Below are 20,401 nucleotides of genomic sequence, written 5' to 3' on the forward strand. Positions count from 1 at the left end.
GCGCGATGAATACACGATGGAAACCCAACGTCACTGTGGCTGCGGTCATTGCTCGCGACTTCGACGGCGTCCAGAAATTCCTGCTGGTCGAAGAGGCTACCCGGGATGGCTTGAAGCTCAACAACCCCGCTGGTCACCTCGACCCCGGCGAAGACCCGATACACGGCTGCCGTCGGGAAACGCTGGAAGAAACCGCCTTTCATTTCACGCCCACGGCGCTGGTTGGCGTCTATCTCTCGCGCTTCGAGCGACTGACACCCGGCCATGAAGCGCCGCAAGACATCACCTATCTGCGCTTTGCCTTTTGCGGCGAACTGGGCGAACAGGTCGCCGGCCAGCCGCTGGACCATGGCATTGTGCGCACGCTGTGGCTGAGCGCCGACGAAATCAGAGCGTGCACTCACATGCACCGTTCGCCTTTGCTGCTCAGCTGCATGGAAGACTACCTGGCCGGTAAGCGCTACCCGCTGGAGCTTTTGACCACCGACCCCAGCGTGTACCTGGCCAAGCCTTGAGATAAAGACCCGAGACGCTGGGCGCCTGAGCATAAAACCTAAAATGGTGCCATGCAAAAGCAAGCGAACAAGCAAAGAATCGTCGTCGGTCTGAGCGGCGGCGTGGACTCCGCCGTGACCGCGCACCTGCTCATACAGCAGGGTCATGAAGTCATAGGCATCTTCATGAAGAACTGGGAAGATGACGATGACAGCGAGTTCTGCTCGTCCAATATTGATTTTGTCGACGCCGCCGCCGTCGCCGACGTGATCGGCATAGAGATAGAACACGTCAACTTCGCCGCCGACTACAAGGACCGGGTGTTTGCCGAATTCCTGCGCGAATACCAGGCTGGCCGCACCCCCAATCCCGACATACTGTGCAATGCCGAGATCAAATTCAAGGCCTTTTTAGACCACGCGATGCGCCTGGGCGCCGACAAAATCGCCACCGGCCACTATGCCCGCGTGCGCCAAAACGAGGCCACCGGCCTGTACGAGTTGCTCAAGGGGCTGGATCCGGCCAAGGACCAAAGCTATTTCCTGCACCGCCTGAACCAGGCACAGCTGTCCCAAACCCTGTTTCCCGTTGGCGAGTTGCACAAGACCGAGGTGCGGCGCATCGCCGACGAGATCGGCCTGCCCAACGCCAAGAAAAAAGACTCCACCGGTATCTGCTTCATAGGCGAACGGCCTTTTCGCGATTTCCTGAACCGCTACATCGCCAAGGCGCCAGGCCCCATCAAAAACGACAAGGGCCGCATCCTGGGCGAGCATGTGGGCCTGAGTTTTTACACCCTGGGCCAGCGCCAGGGTCTGGGCATTGGCGGCGTGAAGGCCAGGGGCGCCGACCTGAAGGCCGCGCAGGCGCGCGGCCAGCGCGGCGTCGGTGAGCACGAGCCCTGGTTTGTGGCGCGCAAAGACCTGGAAAACAATACCTTGTGGGTAGTGCAGGGCCACGACCATCCCTGGCTGCAATCGACTCAGCTCAGCGCGCAGGACTGCAGTTGGGTCGCCGGCACGCCACCGACCACCGGGGCCATGGCCGCCAAAACGCGTTACCGCCAGTTTGACGCAGCCTGCGAGCTGCGCCAGGTCACGGCAAGCGGCTGCGAGTTGGTATTTTCCGAGGCCCAGTGGGCCGTGACGCCCGGGCAATCGGCCGTGCTCTACCAGGGCGAGGTCTGCCTGGGTGGCGGCGTGATTGCCAGCAGCAATGTGCAGAACCTGCCGGCCAAGTCCTGACTGGCCTGCTCACGAAATTTAAGAAAAATAAGGCTCTAGCCCAATCAGGGCAAGCGTAAACAGCTATTAATTAGATAGTAATAAACCCCTTGGATCGCCTTAAAGCGCCGTCTCCAGATAGGTGTAAATGTAGTTGGAGCCGCCGTTGACATTGCCCAGCAGACGCGAGGAGCCAAAAAAGCCGGAACGGTGCGACACACCGAAACCGATATAGGTTTCCTTCAGCGCCCGCGAACCGATCAGATCGCCCAGGCTGACGTCAAGCGTCGGGTCCAGAAAGTTCAGCATGCGTGACGAGGTTTTACCGTTGGCCGCCGCACTGGAGGCTTCGATATACGGCACCCGCTGCGCCATGGAAACGCCCGCGCCCAATCCCAGTCGCGTCTTGACTTTATGGCTCCATGGAAAGCCCGAATAAACGGCCTTCATGAACAGATCCAGTTGCAGGCCGTTGGCCTGCAATCCACGCTCGTTATGGTTGGTCAGGCCCACGTAGCCGACAAAGTCCAGGGGCCAGCCATTCAGGCTCTGGATAAAGGGCTTGCCGACCTGAATGCCGGTGATGCTGGTCGGCTGTTTTTTGTCCGTGGACAGGCACTGGGCCGTCAGTATCTTCATCAGGTGGCAGCCATCTTCGGTGGACTTGCCATAGAGCAGCTTGAAATAAGTCGGCGAATCGTTCTGCGCCCACTCCCGCTTGTGGCCGCCGAAGTCATAGGCCGCGCCCACATAGACAGCGGGCAACACGCGCTTTTGCACGATGGGGCTGTCGCTGACCTTGCGGTCCAGCACCGTGGCCGACACGCCGGCCAGCAGGCGCCAGCGCTGCGATAGATCGTAAGAGCCATACAGGCCGAGCGAGGTATTGAGGCCTGCGCCGGGGGCATAAGCCGCACGGTCGGCGACGGCTTCGCTGGCCTGCACGCCATAGTAATAGTTGTTGAGCTTGGCATCGCGCAGACCCAGGGTCAGGCTGGGCCGCAGCGTCCACGGGCCGGAGCGCCAGTCATAGCTATAGCCAAGGCGAAACTCGCTGCCCTTGTAGGTATTGCCGATGTCGTGCACCAGCTCGGCCTTCAAGGTGCCCCAGGGTTGGCGGTAGCGGTAGGACAGACCCAGGTCCATGGCGGTTTCGCGCGTCGCCATGCCTGCCAGACTGGCAGGCACACGTTCGGCCGGATAGCCTTCCAGGCGCTGCTCCACAAACAGGTCCAGCCCCTGCTCAGCGCCGTTGAGCAACTTCACGCCACCACGATTGGCACGCAGGAACAAGCGCTCGCCTTCGTACAAATAAAGCGGCACCAAGTCAAAGCGACTGCCCGCATCGCGATAGGGTGAAGTCTCCACCCGCGTCACAAAGCCCAGCCCGGCGCTACCCGACTCGGACAGGATATGCGTGAATGGCTCCAGCTCGCCAGTCGCGCGGGCCGGGCTCATGGCTGACAAACCGGCCGACAGCAAAGCCGCACAAAAAACCGAGCGCGACAGGAAAAAACGGGAAAGTAAAAAACTGTTCATCTTTGACTTGTATTTTGAAAACTCTGCGGCAAAGACCAAAAGCCGGAATCCGACCAGTTCCTGAGGCCGGTGCAGCAGGCACCCTGCATGCGACCCATGATCCATCTCTTTAGCCGACTCGATTGGCAAATAGGGCTAGCTTGAAAGCGCCAGGGAAGGGCCCGTTTCGACGCATTGATCAACGGACTTGCTCCTTGCCTTTCAAGAATAACGCATAAATCCCATATGCAGCAGCCACAAGACGCTACCAAATTAGTAGCAAGCCAGTTCAAACTCCCGACAATCATCGGAAGTTGATATCTGGAATTGTTTCACACGACGGTGTGAGCGACCGAATTTGGCTGCGGGAGGTGTGCAAGCTGTGAGTGAAACCGGTGCGTCCAGTGCCGATGCGCCTGGACCCCACCTCGCCCCTTCACTGAAGCAGCGAATCACGAGATCGCGAATAAGCTGATGTGGATCTCAAGGCACAGAACTTGGCCTAGACATTCGGCCATCACGCTGAAAACCGCGTCCCAAGCATCACCGCCGTGTATAAAGTCGTCGCGACTACAACGCGCAAAGGCAGCGGCCAGGCCCCTGATCCGCTCAATCCACCTTGGGATCCAAAGCGTCGCGCAAACCATCGCCCAAGAGGTTGAAGGCGAGAACCGTTAAAAATATAGCGAGGGCAGGGAATAGCGCCACATGCGGGGCCAGCACCATGTCAGCGCGCGAGTCATTGAGCATGGCGCCCCACTCAGGGGTCGGCGGCTGCGCCCCCATGCCCAGGAAAGACAGGCTGGCCGCCGTGATGATTGACGTGCCAATACGCATGGTGCCGTACACGACAATGGGCGAAATCGTGCTGGGCAGGATATGCCGAAAGATAATGGTCATGTCCGATGCACCAATGCTGCGTTCAGCCTCGATGTAAGTCATGTTCTTGACCGACAAGGTGCCGCCACGCACCAGGCGTGCAAAAGCCGGCACACTGAAGACGGCGACGGCAATGATCACATTGACCATGCTGGAGCCCAAAATGGCAACAACGCCAATGGCCAGCAACATGCCCGGAAAGGCAAACAGCATGTCAGAGAAGCGCATGGTGATGCGCTCCCACCAGCCGCCATAGTAGCCCGCCATCAAGCCAAAAAATGTACCCACGATGGCACCGAGGAACACCGAAATCAAGCCAGCCGACAGCGAGATGCGCGCACCTACCAGAATGCGGCTAAAAATATCACGCCCCAAGGAATCCACGCCCATCCAGTGACGCCACGTAGGCGGTGAATTCAGGGCATCGTAATCAAAAAAATACTCCGCATCATAGGGCGCGATATGAGGCGCCAACACCGCGATGACCATCAACATGAGCACGAAAATTCCGGCCAGCAGCGCCATTTTTTGCTTTAAAAATTTGCGCTTGAACTCCCCAAAAGGCGTGCTGACAGGGCCATTGTTCTTTTCGACAGTACTGGCGAGGCCTGGCGCCTGGGCCATAGCCAAACTACTTGTTTTATTCACGGCTACATCCATTTTTTATGCGTTCTTCGGCTACTTGTATCGAATGCTTGGATTGATGACGCCGTATAGCAGGTCAACCACCAAATTGATCAGCAGAAACTCCAGTGAGAACAAAAGTATCAAGCCCTGGATCACGGGATAGTCACGCATATTGACGGAGTCTATGAGTAGGGTTCCCATGCCCGGCCAGCCAAAGACGGTTTCCACCACAATGGAGCCCCCCAGCAAAGTACCAAACTGCAAGCCCAGCATGGTGACCACCGGAATCAGGGCGTTGCGTAGCACATGCTTGAGGATGACATTGGTTTCCGAAACGCCCTTGGCACGCGCGGTTCTGACAAAGTCTTCCTTGATCACTTCCACAAAGGAGGCGCGCGTGAAGCGTGCCGTCACCGCCGCCACACCGGCCCCCATGGTCAGGGAGGGCAAGATGTAGTTCTGCCAGCCATCAGCGCCAATCGATGGCAACCATCCAAGGTTCACCGAAAACAGCTGAATAAACAGCATGCCCAGCGCAAACGAGGGAAACGAGATGCCCGATACGGCCAGCGTCATGCTCAACTGGTCCGGCCACTTGTTACGCCACACCGCAGCAATGACCCCGCTTAGCAAGCCAAACACAACGGCCCACGACATGCTGGTTGCCGTCAGCCGCATCGTCGGCCCGAATCGCTCGGCGATCACACTGGTGACCGCGCGATTGCTGCGCAGGGACACGCCCAGATCGCCCTGCGAAAGATGCGTCACATAACGAAAAAACTGCTGGGGCAATGGCAGGTTCAAACCCATTTTTTCACGCACCAACTCGATCGCTTCCTGATCGGCATCAGGTCCCGCCACCAAGCTGGCGGGATCGCCGGGCAAGAAGTGAACGAACATGAAAACCATCACCAATACGAGCATCAGGGTTGGAATCATCCCCAGCAGTCGCTTCAATCCGTAAATAAGCATTTTTGATCCATGTAGAAGGGCCTTGACCCTTCTGTCTAATTACCAATTGACCGCCAGAATTACTTCATCTGAATTTCAGAGTAATAAAAGTTTCCGTCTGGCATCACATGCACACCCGACAGGTCTTTGGCGTGGACATAGACGTTGTTGCGAGTCACCAGAAAGGCCCAGGGCGCATCCTTCCAGATCTGCTCTTGAGCCGACTTATAAAGGCTGTGCTTTTTGGCCTCGTCCGTGGTCAGGAGAGCATTCTTGACGGCATCGTCCACCACGGGATTGGAGTAATAAGCGGTATTTTCAAATGCAGGAGGCCAAGCCGAAGTAGCCAGCAGAGGACGCAGTACCCAGTCCGCTTCACCGGTGGACGATGCCCAGCCGATGTAGTACATGCGGATGCCCGCATCTTTGGGATTTGGCACCTGCTTGACGCGCTGAACGCGCTGCCCCGCTTCGAGCATCTCAACTGACAACTTGACACCGACCTGGGCCAATTGCTGTTGCACAAATTGCACCACCTTGGTCGCCGTGCTGTCGTTGTAGCCAGACCAGAGCGTGGTGGAGAAGCCGTTCGGATAGCCGGCCTCTTTCAACAACTCTTTTGCCTTGGCAGGGTTATGGGGCCATGGCTGCATCTTCACGGCGTACTCCACGCCTTGAGGGATAACGCCTTCCATGGGTTTGGCATAGCCAGAAAACGCGACTTTGGCCAAGGCTTCCTTGTTGATCGCGTAATTGATGGCCTGACGAACGCGCACATCGTCAAACGGCTTCTGCAGATTGTTCAGCGAAATATAGGTGTCGGCCACCGAGGGACCGTTGACCACGACTACCTTGGGATTATTTTTCAGGATGTTGGCCTGCTCATACGGAACGGGAAAGGCGAACTGCGCCTCACCGGTCTGAATCACCGAGGAGCGCGTGTTGTTGTCGGTCACAAAGCGGAAGGTAATGCCATCCACCTTGGGATAGCCTTGACGCCAGTAACCGGCAAACTTCTTGACCTTCACGTACGACGACGGATTCCACTCGGTGAATTCAAAGGGGCCAGTACCCACTGGATGAAAGGCAATATCCTTGTTGCCGAACCTCTTCACCGCCGTCGGCGACATCATCATCGCTGCGGCATGGGCCAGCGTGCTGACAAAAGCCGAGAAGGGCTCGCTCAGGGTGATGGTGACCGTATTGGCGTCTACCACGGCTACGTTCTTGATGCGGTTGAACTGGCTCCAGCGGGACAGGCCATTACTCTTGTCCAGCACGCGGTCCAGCGTGAACTTCACCGCCTCGGCATTGAAGTCCGTACCGTCATGAAACTTAACACCCTTGCGCAGCTTGATGGTGTACACCGTGCCATCCGAGTTGACGGTATAGCCAGTCGCCAGCAAAGGCTTGATTTTCAACTTCTCATCGAATTCAAAAAGCCCCTCATAAAACGCCTTGGTCACCGATCGCGTGATGGAGCTGTTGGCGTTGTAGGGATCCAGCGAATCCACGGTGGAGGAAATCGCCATGGTGACCTGCTTCGCATCAGCCATGGCAAGCTGAGGCACGGCCATACTGAACGCCAGACTAGCCGCGACAAGGGATAGCTTCGAATTCAAAAACTTCATTTCATCTCCTATTAATAGCAAAAATCAAGCGGCAACATAGTGGTCGTCACCGACCTGAACCAGTTTCAAAATATCCGGGGGGTTGCCGATGTTCCGGATCGGACTGGGAATCTCACCGGTCAACAAATCGCGGTCTTTTCTGCGCGTAGGATCCGCAACCGGCACGGCGGACATCAACTTGCGCGTGTAGGCATGTTGCGGACTTTCAAAGATGGCACGACGACTGCCTATTTCCACAACCTGACCCAGATACATCACCGCCACACGGTGACTGATGCGCTCAACGACCGCCATGTCGTGTGAAATAAAGATGTAGGAAATTCCCAGCTCGGCCTGCAGGTCCATCAGCAGGTTGACGATCTGCGCTTGAATCGACACGTCCAGCGCAGAAACGGATTCATCGGCGATGACTACCTTGGGATTGAGCGCCAGGGCTCGCGCAATGCAGATGCGCTGGCGCTGACCGCCCGAAAACTCGTGCGGATAGCGCATGGCTGCGGAGGCCGGCAAGCCCACACGCTCCAGCAGCTCCATCGTGCGCTGCTGTGCCATCTGCCTGCTCAGGGTTTTGTGAATAAGCATGGGCTCCATGATCGAATAACCCACGGTCACGCGCGGATCCAGCGAGGCATAGGGATCTTGAAAAATAAACTGAATATTTCGGCGCAGACCCTGCAGTTCCGAGCCGCTAACGCCCGTGATGTTCTTTCCCTCAAAGAAAATATTCCCAGCCTGGGAATTCACCAGCTTGAGCAATGAGCGCCCCGTGGTGGACTTCCCGCAACCGGACTCACCCACCAAGGCCAGCGTTTCCCCGGGATAAAGATCAAAGCTGACCTGCTCTACGGCATGCACTCTCTGGGTCACACGACTGAATAAACCGGTGCGAATATCAAAACTGGTTGTTAGTCCCTTGACACTCAAAATCGGCTTGGCGTCAGGCTCAGCAATTTTCGCCACCGGCGGCTGAGCGACTTCGTGCGCAGCCCCAGCCAGCAAGGTGAAAGGCTCGGGGTCGTTCTTTCCCGTCATGGCGCCGAGTCGCGGCACGGCGGAAAGCAGCAACTGCGTGTAGCTATGAGCAGGATGGGCAAACAAGGTCTGAGCGGAGGCTTCTTCCACCATTGCGCCGCGATACATCACCAAAACTCGGTCAGCCACCTCCGCCACCACGCCCATATCGTGGGTGATGAAAATCACGCCCATATTCATTTCTTTCTGCAACTCACGGATCAGTTGCAGAATTTGCGCCTGTATCGTCACGTCCAGCGCCGTGGTCGGTTCGTCGGCGATCAACAGTGCCGGTTTGCAGGCCAGCGCCATGGCAATCATGACGCGTTGGCGCATGCCGCCTGACAACTGATGTGGAAAGCGGCCGGCCACTGAATTCGCATCGGCAATACGTACCAGATCCAGGATTCGCAGCACCTCGGCATAGGCCGCTGAATGACTCAAACCCTGATGCAACTGCAGCGACTCGGCAATCTGTCCACCCACCGTGAACACCGGGTTCAGCGAGGTCATGGGCTCCTGAAAAATCATCGCCATATCGGCACCACGAATGCTACGCATGGTCTTGACGCCTGCGGACTCGAGGTTGATCAGGCTTTGGTCATGCCGGCGCAAGACCATATTGCCGGAACTGATCTTGCCGCCGCCATGCTCAACCAGACGCATCAAGGCCAGGGACGTTACCGATTTTCCCGAACCAGACTCGCCCACAATCGCCAGCGTCTCGCCACTGTCCACATGAAAGGACAGGCTATGCACCACGGACCGGACTTCGCCAGACTTGTTGAATTGAACCGACAGATTTTTGACGTCCAGGACTCGGCTGATTGATTTATTCACGACTCGATCTTCCAGTTAGCTTTTGTCTTTGATCCGCTTAACAAGCGCAGGCCGACTGAATGCTCCGCACCACCCGGTCCAGTTGCGAGTCGCTATGCCCCAGCCAATCGTTCAACGTTGGCGACATGAAGACGTCGGGATAAATGCCTGCCCCTTCGTATAACTGACCGCTCTTCTGGAACGACGCCATCGTGGAAATCATCACCTCGACGCCACTATTGGCCAGCGAGTAGGGCTTGGAGTTGCCACTGCGTCCATTTGTCGGCATGCCGCAAACGGTCACGTTCGCACGGTCTTTGAAGGTGGAAACGAAGATGTCTCCCGCACTGCCCACGCCCCAATCCACCAGCAGGTACACCGGCTTGCCGTAACAGTAGGCTTGCGGCGAAGGCTGCATTGCCATGTAGTACCAATCCGTGAACTGAGCGTCTGGCACCAGCCACTCCGCGGTGAAATCACAGATAAAGGCTTCGAGGGCGGATTCCACTTCAGGGTCAATCCGTGCATCGCGTCGATAGGGAACTTTTTTATCCCAAACATCGAGCTTGCCGATCGGATCAAAGTCCTCGGCCTTGCCGCTGGACTTGGGTATCTTCAGTTTGCAAAGGTTGGCGATGTAAGGGCGCTCCCCGGCCGCCATGAAGTAAGGAAACAAGGCCATCAGGTTGTCCCTCACGCCGCCACCGCATTGACGAGCATCAATCACCAACGCCTGCGTGTCAGCAAACTTGGCCATGAGGCCGGGCAACTGAGCGGTCAGTTCTGCATTGGACTGAGAATGAACTCTCAAATACCCGATGTTTCCTGGCAGCAGCCGACTTTCTTGAGGCAGGTATAGCGGCAGCGGCGCCTTGCACAAATCGGCCTCAATCGTGAGCTCATGCACGAGACGATGTTGAGAGTCGTCGCTGACCAAGCCCAACTTCACGACCGGAAGCAGCGGCAGACCCAGCTCAAGGCGCAGATAGTTGACGTAGCGCAAGAGTGGCAGCGCCCGGTTAATTTTCGAGGAATCCGAGCCGTAAGGCCCCGCAGACAACTCGGCGGCAATCTTGTACCACTCGATGACAGGTACGCCATCAATTGACTCGACATACGGAAATCCGGGATTCAGCAGGACGCGATCAAGAGGGTCGTAGACGAAGTAGCGGCGCCCCTCCAGCCCGAATGCGCAAGAGACATAGCCGGGCGGCAAAAAAGACTCGTAGTTAGTCACCTTGGCGTGGGCATCGCCAATTTGCTGCACCAGCTTTTGAATCGCCATCGCCAGGCTGGCAGTACTGGTCGAAGCGCCCAATCCATCTATCAAGCGATCAATGACCTGCGCATACGGGTAAGTTACCGACAAGGCATAAGACGACACATCATCAATGATGACTTGCAGCGCCCGCAGATCGGCAATGACGCCCTCCCGGGAAAGCTGACGGCCATGGCCAGCGTCGAATTTCAACGAACTCCCGACAAAATCGTAGCCATAGCTCATGCCCACATTACCCACTCATGTTTATTGGTCACCGGTCAAAGCACTCTGGCGTTACTGGAAAGATTCAGTGCTCATGCTGACCGGTACAGCACGGCAAACGCCCAACCGACCAAATCCAGTTCCCTAAATTTGGTACCCGCCAAAGATAAGCAGCTTGACCCATTAACTCAAATGCTATTTGGCGCTCACTCTATTCAAATTTGATATACCTCTTGTGCGACTGCAAGACATCCACGGTCCAGAGGATGCTCAGCGACGCCAGGCAGGGGCTAAAGCAAGACTCCAGGGCTAGGCCTTGATACCGTCGTAGAAGGACGCGAGGCGCGCAAGAAGGCCCGTCTATGGACGCGATCGACTCAATGACAAGCCATGCCTTGTTCGCCGCCCGACCTTGTACGGCAACAACAGCGTCACCTCCGGGCCGAAGGAGGAACGTTCACCTTGCCGGGCCATGGCTCGGATGTGCTGATGGTGATGAGCAATGGCGCCTTAGCTGCCAACGTCGGCAAAGTCTGCTCGACGAACATCAAATGAAAAAAGGCCCGCGTCCCTAGGGAACGCGGGCCTTTACCCACAAAAAGACGTTTTTTCGTATTTAGAACGGGATATCGTCATCCATATCGTCAAAACCGCTGGCTGCCCGGGGAGCCGGCGCCTGACGGGGTGCGGGCGCCGGCGCGCGAGGCGCCATGGGGGCTGCGGCCCGACGAGGCGCTTCGTAGCCACCGCCATCATCAGCAGCGGGGCCGCCCATGCCTTGGCGGCTGCCCAGCATCTGCATCTGGTCGGCACGGATTTCTGTGGTGTATTTCTCCACGCCGCTCTGGTCGGTCCACTTGCGGGTGCGCAGGCTGCCTTCGACATAGACCTGCGAACCCTTGCGCAGGTACTGGCCGACGATTTCAGCCAGCCGGCCGTTAAACACCACGCGGTGCCATTCGGTGGCTTCCTTCATTTCGCCGGTTTGCTTGTCCTTCCACTTGTCGGTGGTGGCAATGGTGACATTGGCGACCTGGTCGCCACTGGGAAAGCTGCGCATTTCCGGGTCTTTACCCAAATTGCCGACGATGATGACTTTGTTGACGGATGCCATGACGATTCTCCTGAACTGTGTAAAGGCAATTAAGAATGCCGTGGAGACAATTTGTTTACCGCCACAACATGAAAAAGACAATTAAGAATGCCGCCACGGGCAAAAAAGACCATTAAGCGTACCGTGGCGCGCGGGACCATACAAACGGACTTGAAGGCCTGGATTGGTCGATTTTAGCGGAAAGCCTGCCTTAATCGGCCTCGATAGCGCCGTTCGGCTTAGCTCAGGAGGGCTCGCGCGCACCTTGCACTGCCGGGCACTATATTGCATAGTTATGCAAATGAAAGACGACGCTCGCATAACTTTGATCGTTTCTGCTCTGCGACGCCACATGGACCGCAACCAACTTTCGCAAGTCAAATTCGCTGCCGATGCGGGGGTAGATCAGTCTCAGTTGCCTCGAATCCTCGCGGGAAAGAGCAAACGCATCCGCAAGAATATGCAAATTCTTATGGAGCATGCGGGTGTCGGTTGGGATGTCGCCCGAGCCCGCCCCCCGGTTTCACACCACCCTCTCCTGTTCGCGGCAGTGAACGCCGCCTGGGACGGGTCCTCGAGGGGAGGGAACGCCTTGGCGAGGTTGATTGATGCTGCGGCCGAATTCCAGAAGGTACATGCGCGGTGAAGTCTCGTCAGCCTCACGAAGCCGCGATCCGCAGGTTGATTCGGCAGAAGTATGGGCAAGGCGAGTTCGCTGGCTACAAGCCCTGGTTCTACGTGCGGGATGTGCCTTCCAAAGGCCGGTCAACCATGGTGCACTCTTCAATCACGGGCCGGGTTCACCACTACCTGTCTGATGGCGAGGAAGGCATTCATTTGCTCGCTGAGTTCGCAACGGACACGGTAGACATCCGGGAGCAGTACGCACTACTTCCTTGGGAAGAGACGCAAGAAATTGCCAAGCGTCTTGGCCTGATCCATCCCCGCATACCAAACACCGGGGTGCCGGCGGTCATGACCACCGACCTCGTCGTTTTCAAGCGGCACGAACTCGGCCTCCAGATCGTCCCAATCGCTGTCAAAACCGCTTCCGAACTAACGGGCGAAGGCAGTGATCGCGTGCACGAAAAATTGGTGATTGAACGCGAGTATTGGCGGGCCAGAGGTTTACGCAGATTGCTCATGACGGAGGACTCAGTACCGAAGTCGAAAATCCATAACTTGAGGTTTTTCCACCCGGGAATGAACAGCCGCGTTTCAGAACAAATCGATCTCGCTGCCTTTTGCGAGATGTTTCTTCAGATCTGGACGCCCAAAGCGCCCCTGATTGACCTGTTGAAGGTTATAAGCTCCAAATTCGCCGTCAGCAATGACGTGTCGATCAAAGCACTTGGCTGTGCCATCTGGCGACGCGAGCTTCAAATCGATTTTTCGCATGCTGTGGATCATCGCAGGCCCCTGAAACTTATCGTGCAGGATGCCCATGTTTAAGATTGGTCAAGTCTTCAATCTAACGTCTCCTGTAAGCAAAGCAACTGGGCTCGTTCGAGTCGTGGGCGCAGATGTGAGGCTGGGAGTTGCGCTGGTTCTCCTCGATAAAGCCCGCGCCAGTGACCCGATCACCGTCAAATACGACAGGTGGATCGACTTGGTCGAGGTCGGGTCAGCAAGCGCTGCTCCAGATCCCTACATAGGTCTGACCAAACCGCCGCAATTGAGCGATCCAGTCAAAAAACGGATGACGCTTGTGGAATCCGCGGTTGCGGAGCTTCTAAACGTACGGGAACTGATTTTCTTTCCGAGCCGCGGCAACGAACTCTTCGAGAAGTTATCGATAAAAAGCGACGTCAGCAAAGACACCGTGCGCCGGTGGTGGAACGAATACCTGCGCTGTGGCACAACCGCAGCGATGTGCCGCACGTACACAAGGAATTCGACCCAAGATACCGCGGGAGGAAAGCGCGGCCGAAAGCCGCATGACCCCGCCTACAACAGCGGCGTCGCCCGGCACAACGTTCAAGAGACGCTCGAGTCCTGTTACGTCGCACTCGTCGTTACGCGGAAATTGAGTTTGTGGAGCGCCTATTCCGAGATGCTGCAAACTAAGTTCGACATTCCCGAAGAAATTTTCAGTCGAGCTGGAAAAGGTCTCCTTCGAACCCCTGAACTGATTGCAAAGTATCCGCACCCATCATTTCGACAGTTCGATTACGCGGGCCGTGTCTACTGGAAAAAGCACCCGCCCGCCGACAAACCACCTGCACGAGGTAGCCGGGGAAAGGTCGTGGATGAAGCCTTCGCACCCGGTGATTTTGAAATCGACGGTACAAAAATACAAATTCAGTTGGTGTCTCGATACACGCGATCGCAGCTGGTTGGTGTGCCATGCGTTTACCTGATCATTGACAAGTTTTCTACAGCCATCTGCGGATACGCCATCTCACTAGACAATTTTAGTTGGGCGGCCGCAGCGCTCGCATTGGACAACTGCTTCTCGGACAAAGAAGCGATATTTTCTCGCTTGGGCCTTTCCTACATTTCATCGGATTGGCCGGTTAATCATCTGCCCAGATCACTGACGGCAGACCGCGCCGAGTTGGTGAGCGACATGGGTCAGCGATTTCCCATCTCAGGCATCCCGGTCAAAGTTACGCCCTCAATGTGTCCGATTGCCAAAGGCACCGTTGAAGGAACGCACTCCCACGTCAAACATTTTAAGAAAGATGAAATAGATCTGCCGGGTCTTTTTGTGAAATTCAGGCAACGGAGGGAGGCTGATGGGAAAAAAGATGCTGCTCTAACCCTTGAGGAATTTGAGTTCATTTTGGTTGAGATCATCATGAGCCTCAATCGAAGTCCAGTGCGGTCGGGGCGCTTGCCATTGGAGGTACTCGACGCTGACCGTGAGGCCGTGACCCGTATAGGACTTTACGCGTGGGGGCTCGAAAACCGCCCAGGATTCACCCGCGAAGTACCACCGAATTTCGCGCACGATTTTCTTTTGACCCACGGTACGGGATCGTCGCACAAGCTTGGCATTTTGTACGACGGCGAAATCTACAGATCAGATGTCCTGCAGACCAGCGCTTGGGTTGCGGCAGTGAGCAAAGGCACGGTGAAAATCGACGTTGTCTATCACAACAACAACGGCGGAGTGATTTACTTCAAGCACGCCGACAACTGGCAGACGGCGTACCTTTACAGCATTGACTTCCCTCACGGTGAAGAGGCCGCGAGTCACGGAATTTCATTTTCAGAACTTAAAGAGATCCGAGGCAGCAAGAAACGAGCAATCGACCAAGCAAACCTTGATCGTCAAAGAATCGACAAGCCCAAGCTGGCACAAATTCAGCACATCACCAAGGAAGCTCGCAGCGCTCGCCGGGCCTCTGACCGAATCAACAAAGAGGCCAAGATTGTGCCGTTGCCGACCATCGAGGCCAGACGTATTGAGCGCACTGCCAACCGCGCTGCCGAATCGGCCGCTTTTTCCGCGGCGGTCATCGCGCCCCTCACTGTCGTTGGGTCCGCCACCACGAAAGACGAATCGTCCAGGTCGGCCGGCACCCAAAAAACGAAGGCTCCGGAAATCAGGCCAGCAAACCCAGATGCCTTTACGGTCATGGATTTGTGGGACGAAGAGTAATTAAAGCGAGTTGACGATGTACACAAGCTATGAGCGTGCCACGTACCGAGCGAACCCTCTCATCAGTGCTTTGCGGCCAATCCCTGACTCCGACAGGGCTGCAGCCAAAAGGCTGATTTTGAAGCCTAAGTTCGACGAGAGTGAGCGGGAGCATGACACCCAGCTGAGGATCGGCTACCTCACCCAGCTTAGAAACTTCTTCGTGCCCTCGCTGGAGCACCTCGACGTTTACCAGACGCTCGCAGCCGAGATCATGGCCGGTTACGAGACTCGCAACCCCCTTACTCCTGAAGGTCAAGCGATGCTGTACGGAACTGCGGCTCCTGGGCACTCGGCGCAGTCCTCTGCGCGTATCTCGGTGGTCACCGGTCTTTCGGGCATGGGCAAATCGGCACTGGTGTCGCGCATCCTTGCTGCCATTGGCGAGTTGACAATCCGGCACACGTCGTTTCAGGGCATCCCTTTTCCAGAAACGCAGCTGCTTTACCTCCGAAGAAACATACCCCACCGCTGCACACCCAAAGATCTGTGCGCTTCGTTTGGCAGTGCAGCCGACCTCGCACTCGCGATTCCGAAGTACGCGTCGATGTTTGCACGCGGCAACGCCAACACACGTCAGTTGCTTCAAGCACTTCGTACCATCATCGTAAATCACCACGTGGGCTGCCTCATACTCGATGAATTCCAGAATTTGAGACTCGTCGGAATCGGCGCAGATGCAGTTATTTCGATGCTCATCAATTTGTGCGACGAATTTCAGATCCCTATCTTCATCGTCGGCACGTACGCAACCTTCGACCTGGCACAACGCAGCCCGGACCTTGCACGTCGCATCGGCCATCGGTTCTACGACATGGCAAGACCGAAAAGCGCAGACAGTCAATCTTGGCAAGACCTCTGTGCCACGGTCTGGAAAAACCAATGGGTGAAGGACCCGAAACCATTCGATAGCAAGTATTCGGACGCACTCTATCAATGCAGCCAGGGAGTCACGGGCATCATGCTGTCCATTTTCGAAGCGGCACAGATCATCGCCATGCGCGACAAAGGCGATGACCGCGAAAGCGTGACTGAGAAGACCATCGCTCAGGCTTACGAGCAGCGTGGCAAAGCGGTGCGTCCTTTGATCGAAATCCTCAAGGCCAACGATCCTCGGCTGGTGTCCAACTACGAGGCGCTGTACGCCATGAACCTGAACCCGACTGCATCCCAGGACGTCACCCCGCGGCGTGTAAGCATCCCGAAGCTTGGTGGCATTGACGTCGCCCAGCTTGACCCAACGGTGCCTAAGCGCCGGGCTCGGTCGGGCGCTGACAAAGCAGCCGCTGCGCCAGACTCGATTGGCGGTCGCGTTGTCGACGACGTCGCAACGCCGACTGAAGTGCTCGACGCCCTCGGCTGATCAGGCGCTCGCAATGAAGAAGCTTTCGCCTGTTGCTCATCGAAGATTGGACTTTTTCCCAACGCCGGTTCCAGATGAATCGGTGACGTCCGTCCTGTCGCGGTATGTGGCCCGTTCGCCGGGAGGCGCGCGAAACGTTCTCAGATCACTCGGCTTGCCAAATCTGCGGCCCGACAATCCGATGCCGCCGATAGCCCCCTTTCTTTCCTTGCTCCCCCTTGGGCACCCATGGGTCAGCGTGCGTGATGTGCTTGCAACTCACACAATAGTCCCTTCCCTGCTCTTCTTTACGGCGACCGATGCCCGGGAGAAGGTTCTTTCCAAGCTTGCGGTTGCGGCACGAAACGACCCTTTCCTGATGCTTGGACTGGCGTTGAGAAAAGACTTTTCGGCGATGCGAATGGGGCTGAAGTATTGCCCGGACTGCGTCCGCGATTCGCTTGCGAAGAACGGCTTTGGCTGCTATCTGCGTCATCACCAGCTTCCGTACGTCCTGGTTTGTGAAATCCATGAGCGGCCCTTGGTCGCCGGCTGCAAGGTTTGCGGCCATGGGGATCCACAGAAGGGGGCATGGCACATGGCCTCCCGCTGCGATTGCCAGCAACCTACGCCCTACCTGACCGTGCCTGAGGGGGGGGTGCCTGACGACTGCTTGCAAAGCCTTGTGTGGATCGCGAAACAGTCTGGAACGACCATGCGTGCATCGACGCCGCCCGCGAACCCTGTGATTGCCCTTCGGGAGCGCCTCAGGGCGACAGGCTTTGGCGGTGCAAGGTCCGGCCTTTCAGTAAAACTGCTTTCCGACGGGCTGAGGTCTCGCTTTGGGACAACAGCGCTGAAACTACTGGGCGCCGCGGACTCAGACGAGGAACTTCTACGGTGGACGTCGAGAATCCTGGGCATCAACAACGGCAGCACAATCAAGGACGTGGGCCGGCTGCTTTGCTTGACCGGGCTGTGCTGTTCAAGCGTCAGCAATCTGGAAACCGAACTCGATTCCGGGTCGCATTCTGCGTTGGTCAAACAAGCTGAACCCAAAGGCTACTCTGCCCCCCCCCTGCTCCGTCGCGAATCAACAAGTGCAGAGGTCGTCAGGAGAACGCTCGAGGAGTCGCGCCATCGCATCAGCAGGGCGGCGGCCCGACTTGGGGTGTCGCCTGCGACACTTGCGACCGACGCCGTGCGGCACGGCATCCGCGTTCCGCTGCAAGCGTCCCTGTGTGCGAAATTGGGGGCTTCGAAACTGGACCAGATCAGGCAGCGTCTTCGGGCAGGTGTTCCGAAAAAGACCATCGAAATGGACCTCAACATTTCCGATTGGACTCGGCGACTCATCGAGCTGGATGATTTGTCGCTGATCGACCAGCATCGGCAATCTACGGTTGATTCTCTCCGCAAGCGTCATCGAAGCGCGATCGAAGCTTTCATGGCGGTTAACCGCGATGCTGGGCGATGGGATGTGGCACAACAATTCGCCGGCCCATATGACTGGCTCTATACATTTGACGGCGTTTGGCTCTCGGAAACCGTCCAGCGAAAGCCCCTCCCCTCGCAGCGGTCGACGCGCGCCATTCGAGGAGACTGGCCGGCGATCGATCAAAACCTCAGCATTCGTGCTGAAGATTTCGTGGCCGGCTGTCGAGCATCTGACGTCAGGCCTCAACGCATCACGAAATACCGCATCCTCAAGGGCATCGGCTTTCTGCAAATGTTAACGGCGGACAAGGTGGCCCGTTTGCCTCAGCTGGTCGAGACCCTTGATAGGCTGGTCGACTCCGACGACTCGTACATCGAGCGGCGGTTGCAATGGGCGATGGCGGGATACCGAAGAACCGGACACGAGCTGTCGATGAATCGGTTTCGTCGTCTGATTGCATGGGGCGCGCCCACAGTTTCCGCGCACCGAGATCGGATCATGAAACTCGCCGTGGAACTTGGCGTCCCGGTGGACGTGCGTTCATTGTTCGCTTAGAAAAAACCCAGCGCTTCTACGTGGGAAGGCTTCAAGGGCCTGTTCCACTACGAGCGTCAACCGCCATGACTCGGTGGTCTTCGAGGCGTTGATCGATGCCCTGCCTGCCGTGGGCGGCAAGCCAGGCCGGCCGCACCGCTGGCCCGGCAAGCTGCATGCGGACAAGGGCTACGACTTCGCACGGTGCCGCGCTCACCTCAAGCGCCGCGGTATTCAGGATCGTATCGCCCGTAGGGGCATCGAGCGCAATGACCGGCTCGGGCGGCATCGGTGGGTGGTTGAACGCACTCACGCTTGGCTGACAGCCTTCGGCAAGCTGCGTACCCGCTTTGAGCGCCGCATCGACATTCATACGGCTCTGCTTTCCCTAGCTTGTTGCGTCATCTGCGTCCGAAGGCTTTTGCCGTTTTGTTAGCTGCTCTAAACGACAAGTTGGGAGAGAGCCCGGTGGCGTGGGCGTGAAAAGCTCTTAACCCGTTTTGGAACGCGCATGTACCAGCGCCGCAGCCTTCACATCCATGTATGCCGCCCGCAGTGCTAATGCATCGGCCAACGCATGGTGACGCTTGAGCCCACGACCACCGCGCTTCCCGAGTTCCCGAAAACATTCCTCCGCAGCCAGCTCGCCGTCGATAGTGCCGGTGATGGAATTCACATTCACAGGAATGACGGCATCCCGCACTTGGTCCCAAATTCCCGATTCCCGAACTGCGCATTCCAACAATTCGTAGTCCGTCGAGTAGTCAAATGCGACCTCCACTTTCGTGCCGGCCTCAGCAGCCAAACCGATAAGCCATTCCCCGGCCCGCCGTCCCATCTCCCACTCGGTGCCAGAGGAACCCGGCACCAGTCCCCACTGATCAAGCACGCAGCCGTGGCGCACGAAGTCTGTTGATGCTTTGACGCGAGCTTTTCCAATGCTTGTGGTGAGATCCAATTCAGCGTACAGCTCGCGGCCATCGAGTGCAGCAAGTCCAAGACTGAGCAATTGCGGTTGCAGGAGATCCGTGAATTCGGTGTCGAGAAAAACTATCATGATGGCTGTTGTATCACGCCGGTCATGAGGAAGCACCTCCTATGGCCATCACTCACAGCAGCATGCCCGGAATCTGCACCGAGGCCACCCGAAAGACTGCATGGTCGAGATGCGCACTAGCCGAAGGCCGTATCCCATGCCACGCACACTGACGCGGCTGCATGGCCGGTCTGGTCGGTGGCCCAAAGGAAAGTATGGAAAGTATGGAAAGTATGGAAAGTATGGAAAGTATGGAAAGTATGGAAAGTATGGAAAGACTCTACCCGCGCGGCGGATCAGAGTAAGCACGTGGCGATCCCATGTTGACCGTTGCCGGTCACCCGGTTATTGATCGGGCGCTCTCAGCCTGCCAACGATGCGGCAGCAACTCCCCGACCCGGCTGGCCTTGTGCGTTGGCAGCCGCGTGAGCACATCCTTGAGGTAGGCATAGGGGTCATGCCCATTCATCCGGGCCGACTGCACCAGGCTCATCACCGCCGCCGCTCGCTGGCCCGCGCGCAAGCTGCCGGCGAACAGCCAGTTGTTTCTATCATGCGAAGGTTCGCATGACCGGAATAAGGCGAACTCCGCTTTTATGCGAAGTCGGCGCCACGCTGTGGAGTCGGTGACGCAACCTGCCTTTGCCACGCCGGTCTGATCACCTGCTGGACTTC

Annotated in this window: 14 protein-coding genes and 2 pseudogenes; 7 read left to right on the plus strand and 9 right to left on the minus strand. The window is 57.1% G+C overall.

Translation table 11 applies throughout. The annotated features are described in order from the left end of the window. The first annotated feature begins 5 nt into the window (after positions 1–5). A complete protein-coding gene (locus BM160_RS11685; protein WP_092005417.1) occupies positions 6–515 on the plus strand; it encodes an NUDIX hydrolase in 510 nt (169 codons plus the stop codon). 51 nt (positions 516–566) lie between these two features. Beyond that, positions 567–1,739, plus strand: a complete 1,173-nt coding sequence (gene mnmA, locus BM160_RS11690; RefSeq protein WP_092005279.1) for a tRNA 2-thiouridine(34) synthase MnmA — start codon at positions 567–569, stop codon at positions 1,737–1,739. A 99-nt stretch (positions 1,740–1,838) separates the two neighbouring features. Here mnmA and BM160_RS11695 read toward each other — a convergent pair whose 3' ends face one another. From BM160_RS11695 to ssb, 7 genes are all read right to left on the minus strand, one after another. Beyond that, positions 1,839–3,257: a MipA/OmpV family protein gene (locus BM160_RS11695; RefSeq protein WP_092005282.1), complete on the minus strand. Its 1,419-nt coding sequence runs from the start codon at positions 3,255–3,257 to the stop codon at positions 1,839–1,841. 588 nt (positions 3,258–3,845) lie between these two features. Then, positions 3,846–4,739, minus strand: a complete 894-nt coding sequence (gene gsiD, locus BM160_RS11700; protein WP_092005285.1) for a glutathione ABC transporter permease GsiD — start codon at positions 4,737–4,739, stop codon at positions 3,846–3,848. 54 nt (positions 4,740–4,793) lie between these two features. Continuing rightward, entirely contained in the window at positions 4,794–5,714 is a 921-nt protein-coding gene (gsiC, locus tag BM160_RS11705; RefSeq protein WP_092005287.1) for a glutathione ABC transporter permease GsiC, read from the minus strand. A gap of 59 nt (positions 5,715–5,773) precedes the next feature. Next, entirely contained in the window at positions 5,774–7,324 is a 1,551-nt protein-coding gene (gsiB, locus tag BM160_RS11710) for a glutathione ABC transporter substrate-binding protein GsiB (protein WP_092005290.1), read from the minus strand. Between the two features lie 24 nt (positions 7,325–7,348). Then, entirely contained in the window at positions 7,349–9,190 is a 1,842-nt protein-coding gene (locus BM160_RS11715) for a dipeptide ABC transporter ATP-binding protein (RefSeq protein WP_092005292.1), read from the minus strand. A 22-nt stretch (positions 9,191–9,212) separates the two neighbouring features. Further along, positions 9,213–10,658, minus strand: a complete 1,446-nt coding sequence (locus BM160_RS11720) for a S41 family peptidase (RefSeq protein ID WP_092005295.1) — start codon at positions 10,656–10,658, stop codon at positions 9,213–9,215. A gap of 595 nt (positions 10,659–11,253) precedes the next feature. After that, positions 11,254–11,751, minus strand: a complete 498-nt coding sequence (gene ssb / locus BM160_RS11725; protein ID WP_092005298.1) for a single-stranded DNA-binding protein — start codon at positions 11,749–11,751, stop codon at positions 11,254–11,256. A gap of 621 nt (positions 11,752–12,372) precedes the next feature. Here ssb and BM160_RS11735 point away from each other — a divergent pair. The 5 genes and pseudogenes from BM160_RS11735 to BM160_RS11755 form a co-directional block, all read left to right on the plus strand. Further along, positions 12,373–13,182, plus strand: coding sequence for a TnsA endonuclease N-terminal domain-containing protein (locus BM160_RS11735; RefSeq protein ID WP_092005304.1), 810 nt, complete (start codon positions 12,373–12,375; stop codon positions 13,180–13,182). Further along, positions 13,175–15,337: a hypothetical protein gene (locus BM160_RS11740; RefSeq protein ID WP_143093236.1), complete on the plus strand. Its 2,163-nt coding sequence runs from the start codon at positions 13,175–13,177 to the stop codon at positions 15,335–15,337. The genes BM160_RS11735 and BM160_RS11740 overlap by 8 nt, the downstream gene beginning before the upstream one ends. Positions 15,338–15,455: 118 nt before the next feature. Further along, a complete protein-coding gene (locus tag BM160_RS11745) occupies positions 15,456–16,739 on the plus strand; it encodes an ATP-binding protein (protein ID WP_218156609.1) in 1,284 nt (427 codons plus the stop codon). A 13-nt stretch (positions 16,740–16,752) separates the two neighbouring features. Continuing rightward, complete coding sequence (locus BM160_RS11750; protein WP_092005312.1) at positions 16,753–18,711, plus strand: TnsD family Tn7-like transposition protein; 1,959 nt, start codon at positions 16,753–16,755, stop codon at positions 18,709–18,711. A 37-nt stretch (positions 18,712–18,748) separates the two neighbouring features. Further along, a pseudogene (locus tag BM160_RS11755) lies at positions 18,749–19,126 on the plus strand (transposase); the annotation flags it as partial. 54 nt (positions 19,127–19,180) lie between these two features. Here the strand turns inward: BM160_RS11755 and BM160_RS11760 are convergent. Further along, positions 19,181–19,747, minus strand: coding sequence for a hypothetical protein (locus BM160_RS11760; protein ID WP_092005315.1), 567 nt, complete (start codon positions 19,745–19,747; stop codon positions 19,181–19,183). A gap of 316 nt (positions 19,748–20,063) precedes the next feature. Beyond that, positions 20,064–20,276 (minus strand): annotated as a pseudogene (locus BM160_RS11765) (transposase domain-containing protein); the annotation flags it as partial. Positions 20,277–20,401: the final 125 nt, after the last annotated feature.

It is taken from the genome of Polaromonas sp. OV174, assembly GCF_900112285.1.
In the GTDB taxonomy this organism is placed as follows: Bacteria; Pseudomonadota; Gammaproteobacteria; order Burkholderiales; family Burkholderiaceae_C; genus Polaromonas.

Excerpts from the sequence above, each read along its gene's own strand:
- BM160_RS11740 (WP_143093236.1), top strand. The coding sequence starts at position 13,175 with ATGTTTAAGATTGGTCAAGTCTTCAATCTAACGTCTCCTGTAAGCAAA.
- BM160_RS11750 (WP_092005312.1), top strand. The coding sequence starts at position 16,753 with ATGAAGAAGCTTTCGCCTGTTGCTCATCGAAGATTGGACTTTTTCCCA.
- gsiD (WP_092005285.1), bottom strand. The coding sequence starts at position 4,739 with ATGGCCCAGGCGCCAGGCCTCGCCAGTACTGTCGAAAAGAACAATGGC.
- gsiC (WP_092005287.1), bottom strand. The coding sequence starts at position 5,714 with ATGCTTATTTACGGATTGAAGCGACTGCTGGGGATGATTCCAACCCTG.
- BM160_RS11760 (WP_092005315.1), bottom strand. The coding sequence starts at position 19,747 with ATGATAGTTTTTCTCGACACCGAATTCACGGATCTCCTGCAACCGCAA.
- ssb (WP_092005298.1), bottom strand. The coding sequence starts at position 11,751 with ATGGCATCCGTCAACAAAGTCATCATCGTCGGCAATTTGGGTAAAGAC.
- BM160_RS11685 (WP_092005417.1), top strand. The coding sequence starts at position 6 with ATGAATACACGATGGAAACCCAACGTCACTGTGGCTGCGGTCATTGCT.
- mnmA (WP_092005279.1), top strand. The coding sequence starts at position 567 with ATGCAAAAGCAAGCGAACAAGCAAAGAATCGTCGTCGGTCTGAGCGGC.
- BM160_RS11720 (WP_092005295.1), bottom strand. The coding sequence starts at position 10,658 with ATGAGCTATGGCTACGATTTTGTCGGGAGTTCGTTGAAATTCGACGCT.
- BM160_RS11695 (WP_092005282.1), bottom strand. The coding sequence starts at position 3,257 with ATGAACAGTTTTTTACTTTCCCGTTTTTTCCTGTCGCGCTCGGTTTTT.
- gsiB (WP_092005290.1), bottom strand. The coding sequence starts at position 7,324 with ATGAAGTTTTTGAATTCGAAGCTATCCCTTGTCGCGGCTAGTCTGGCG.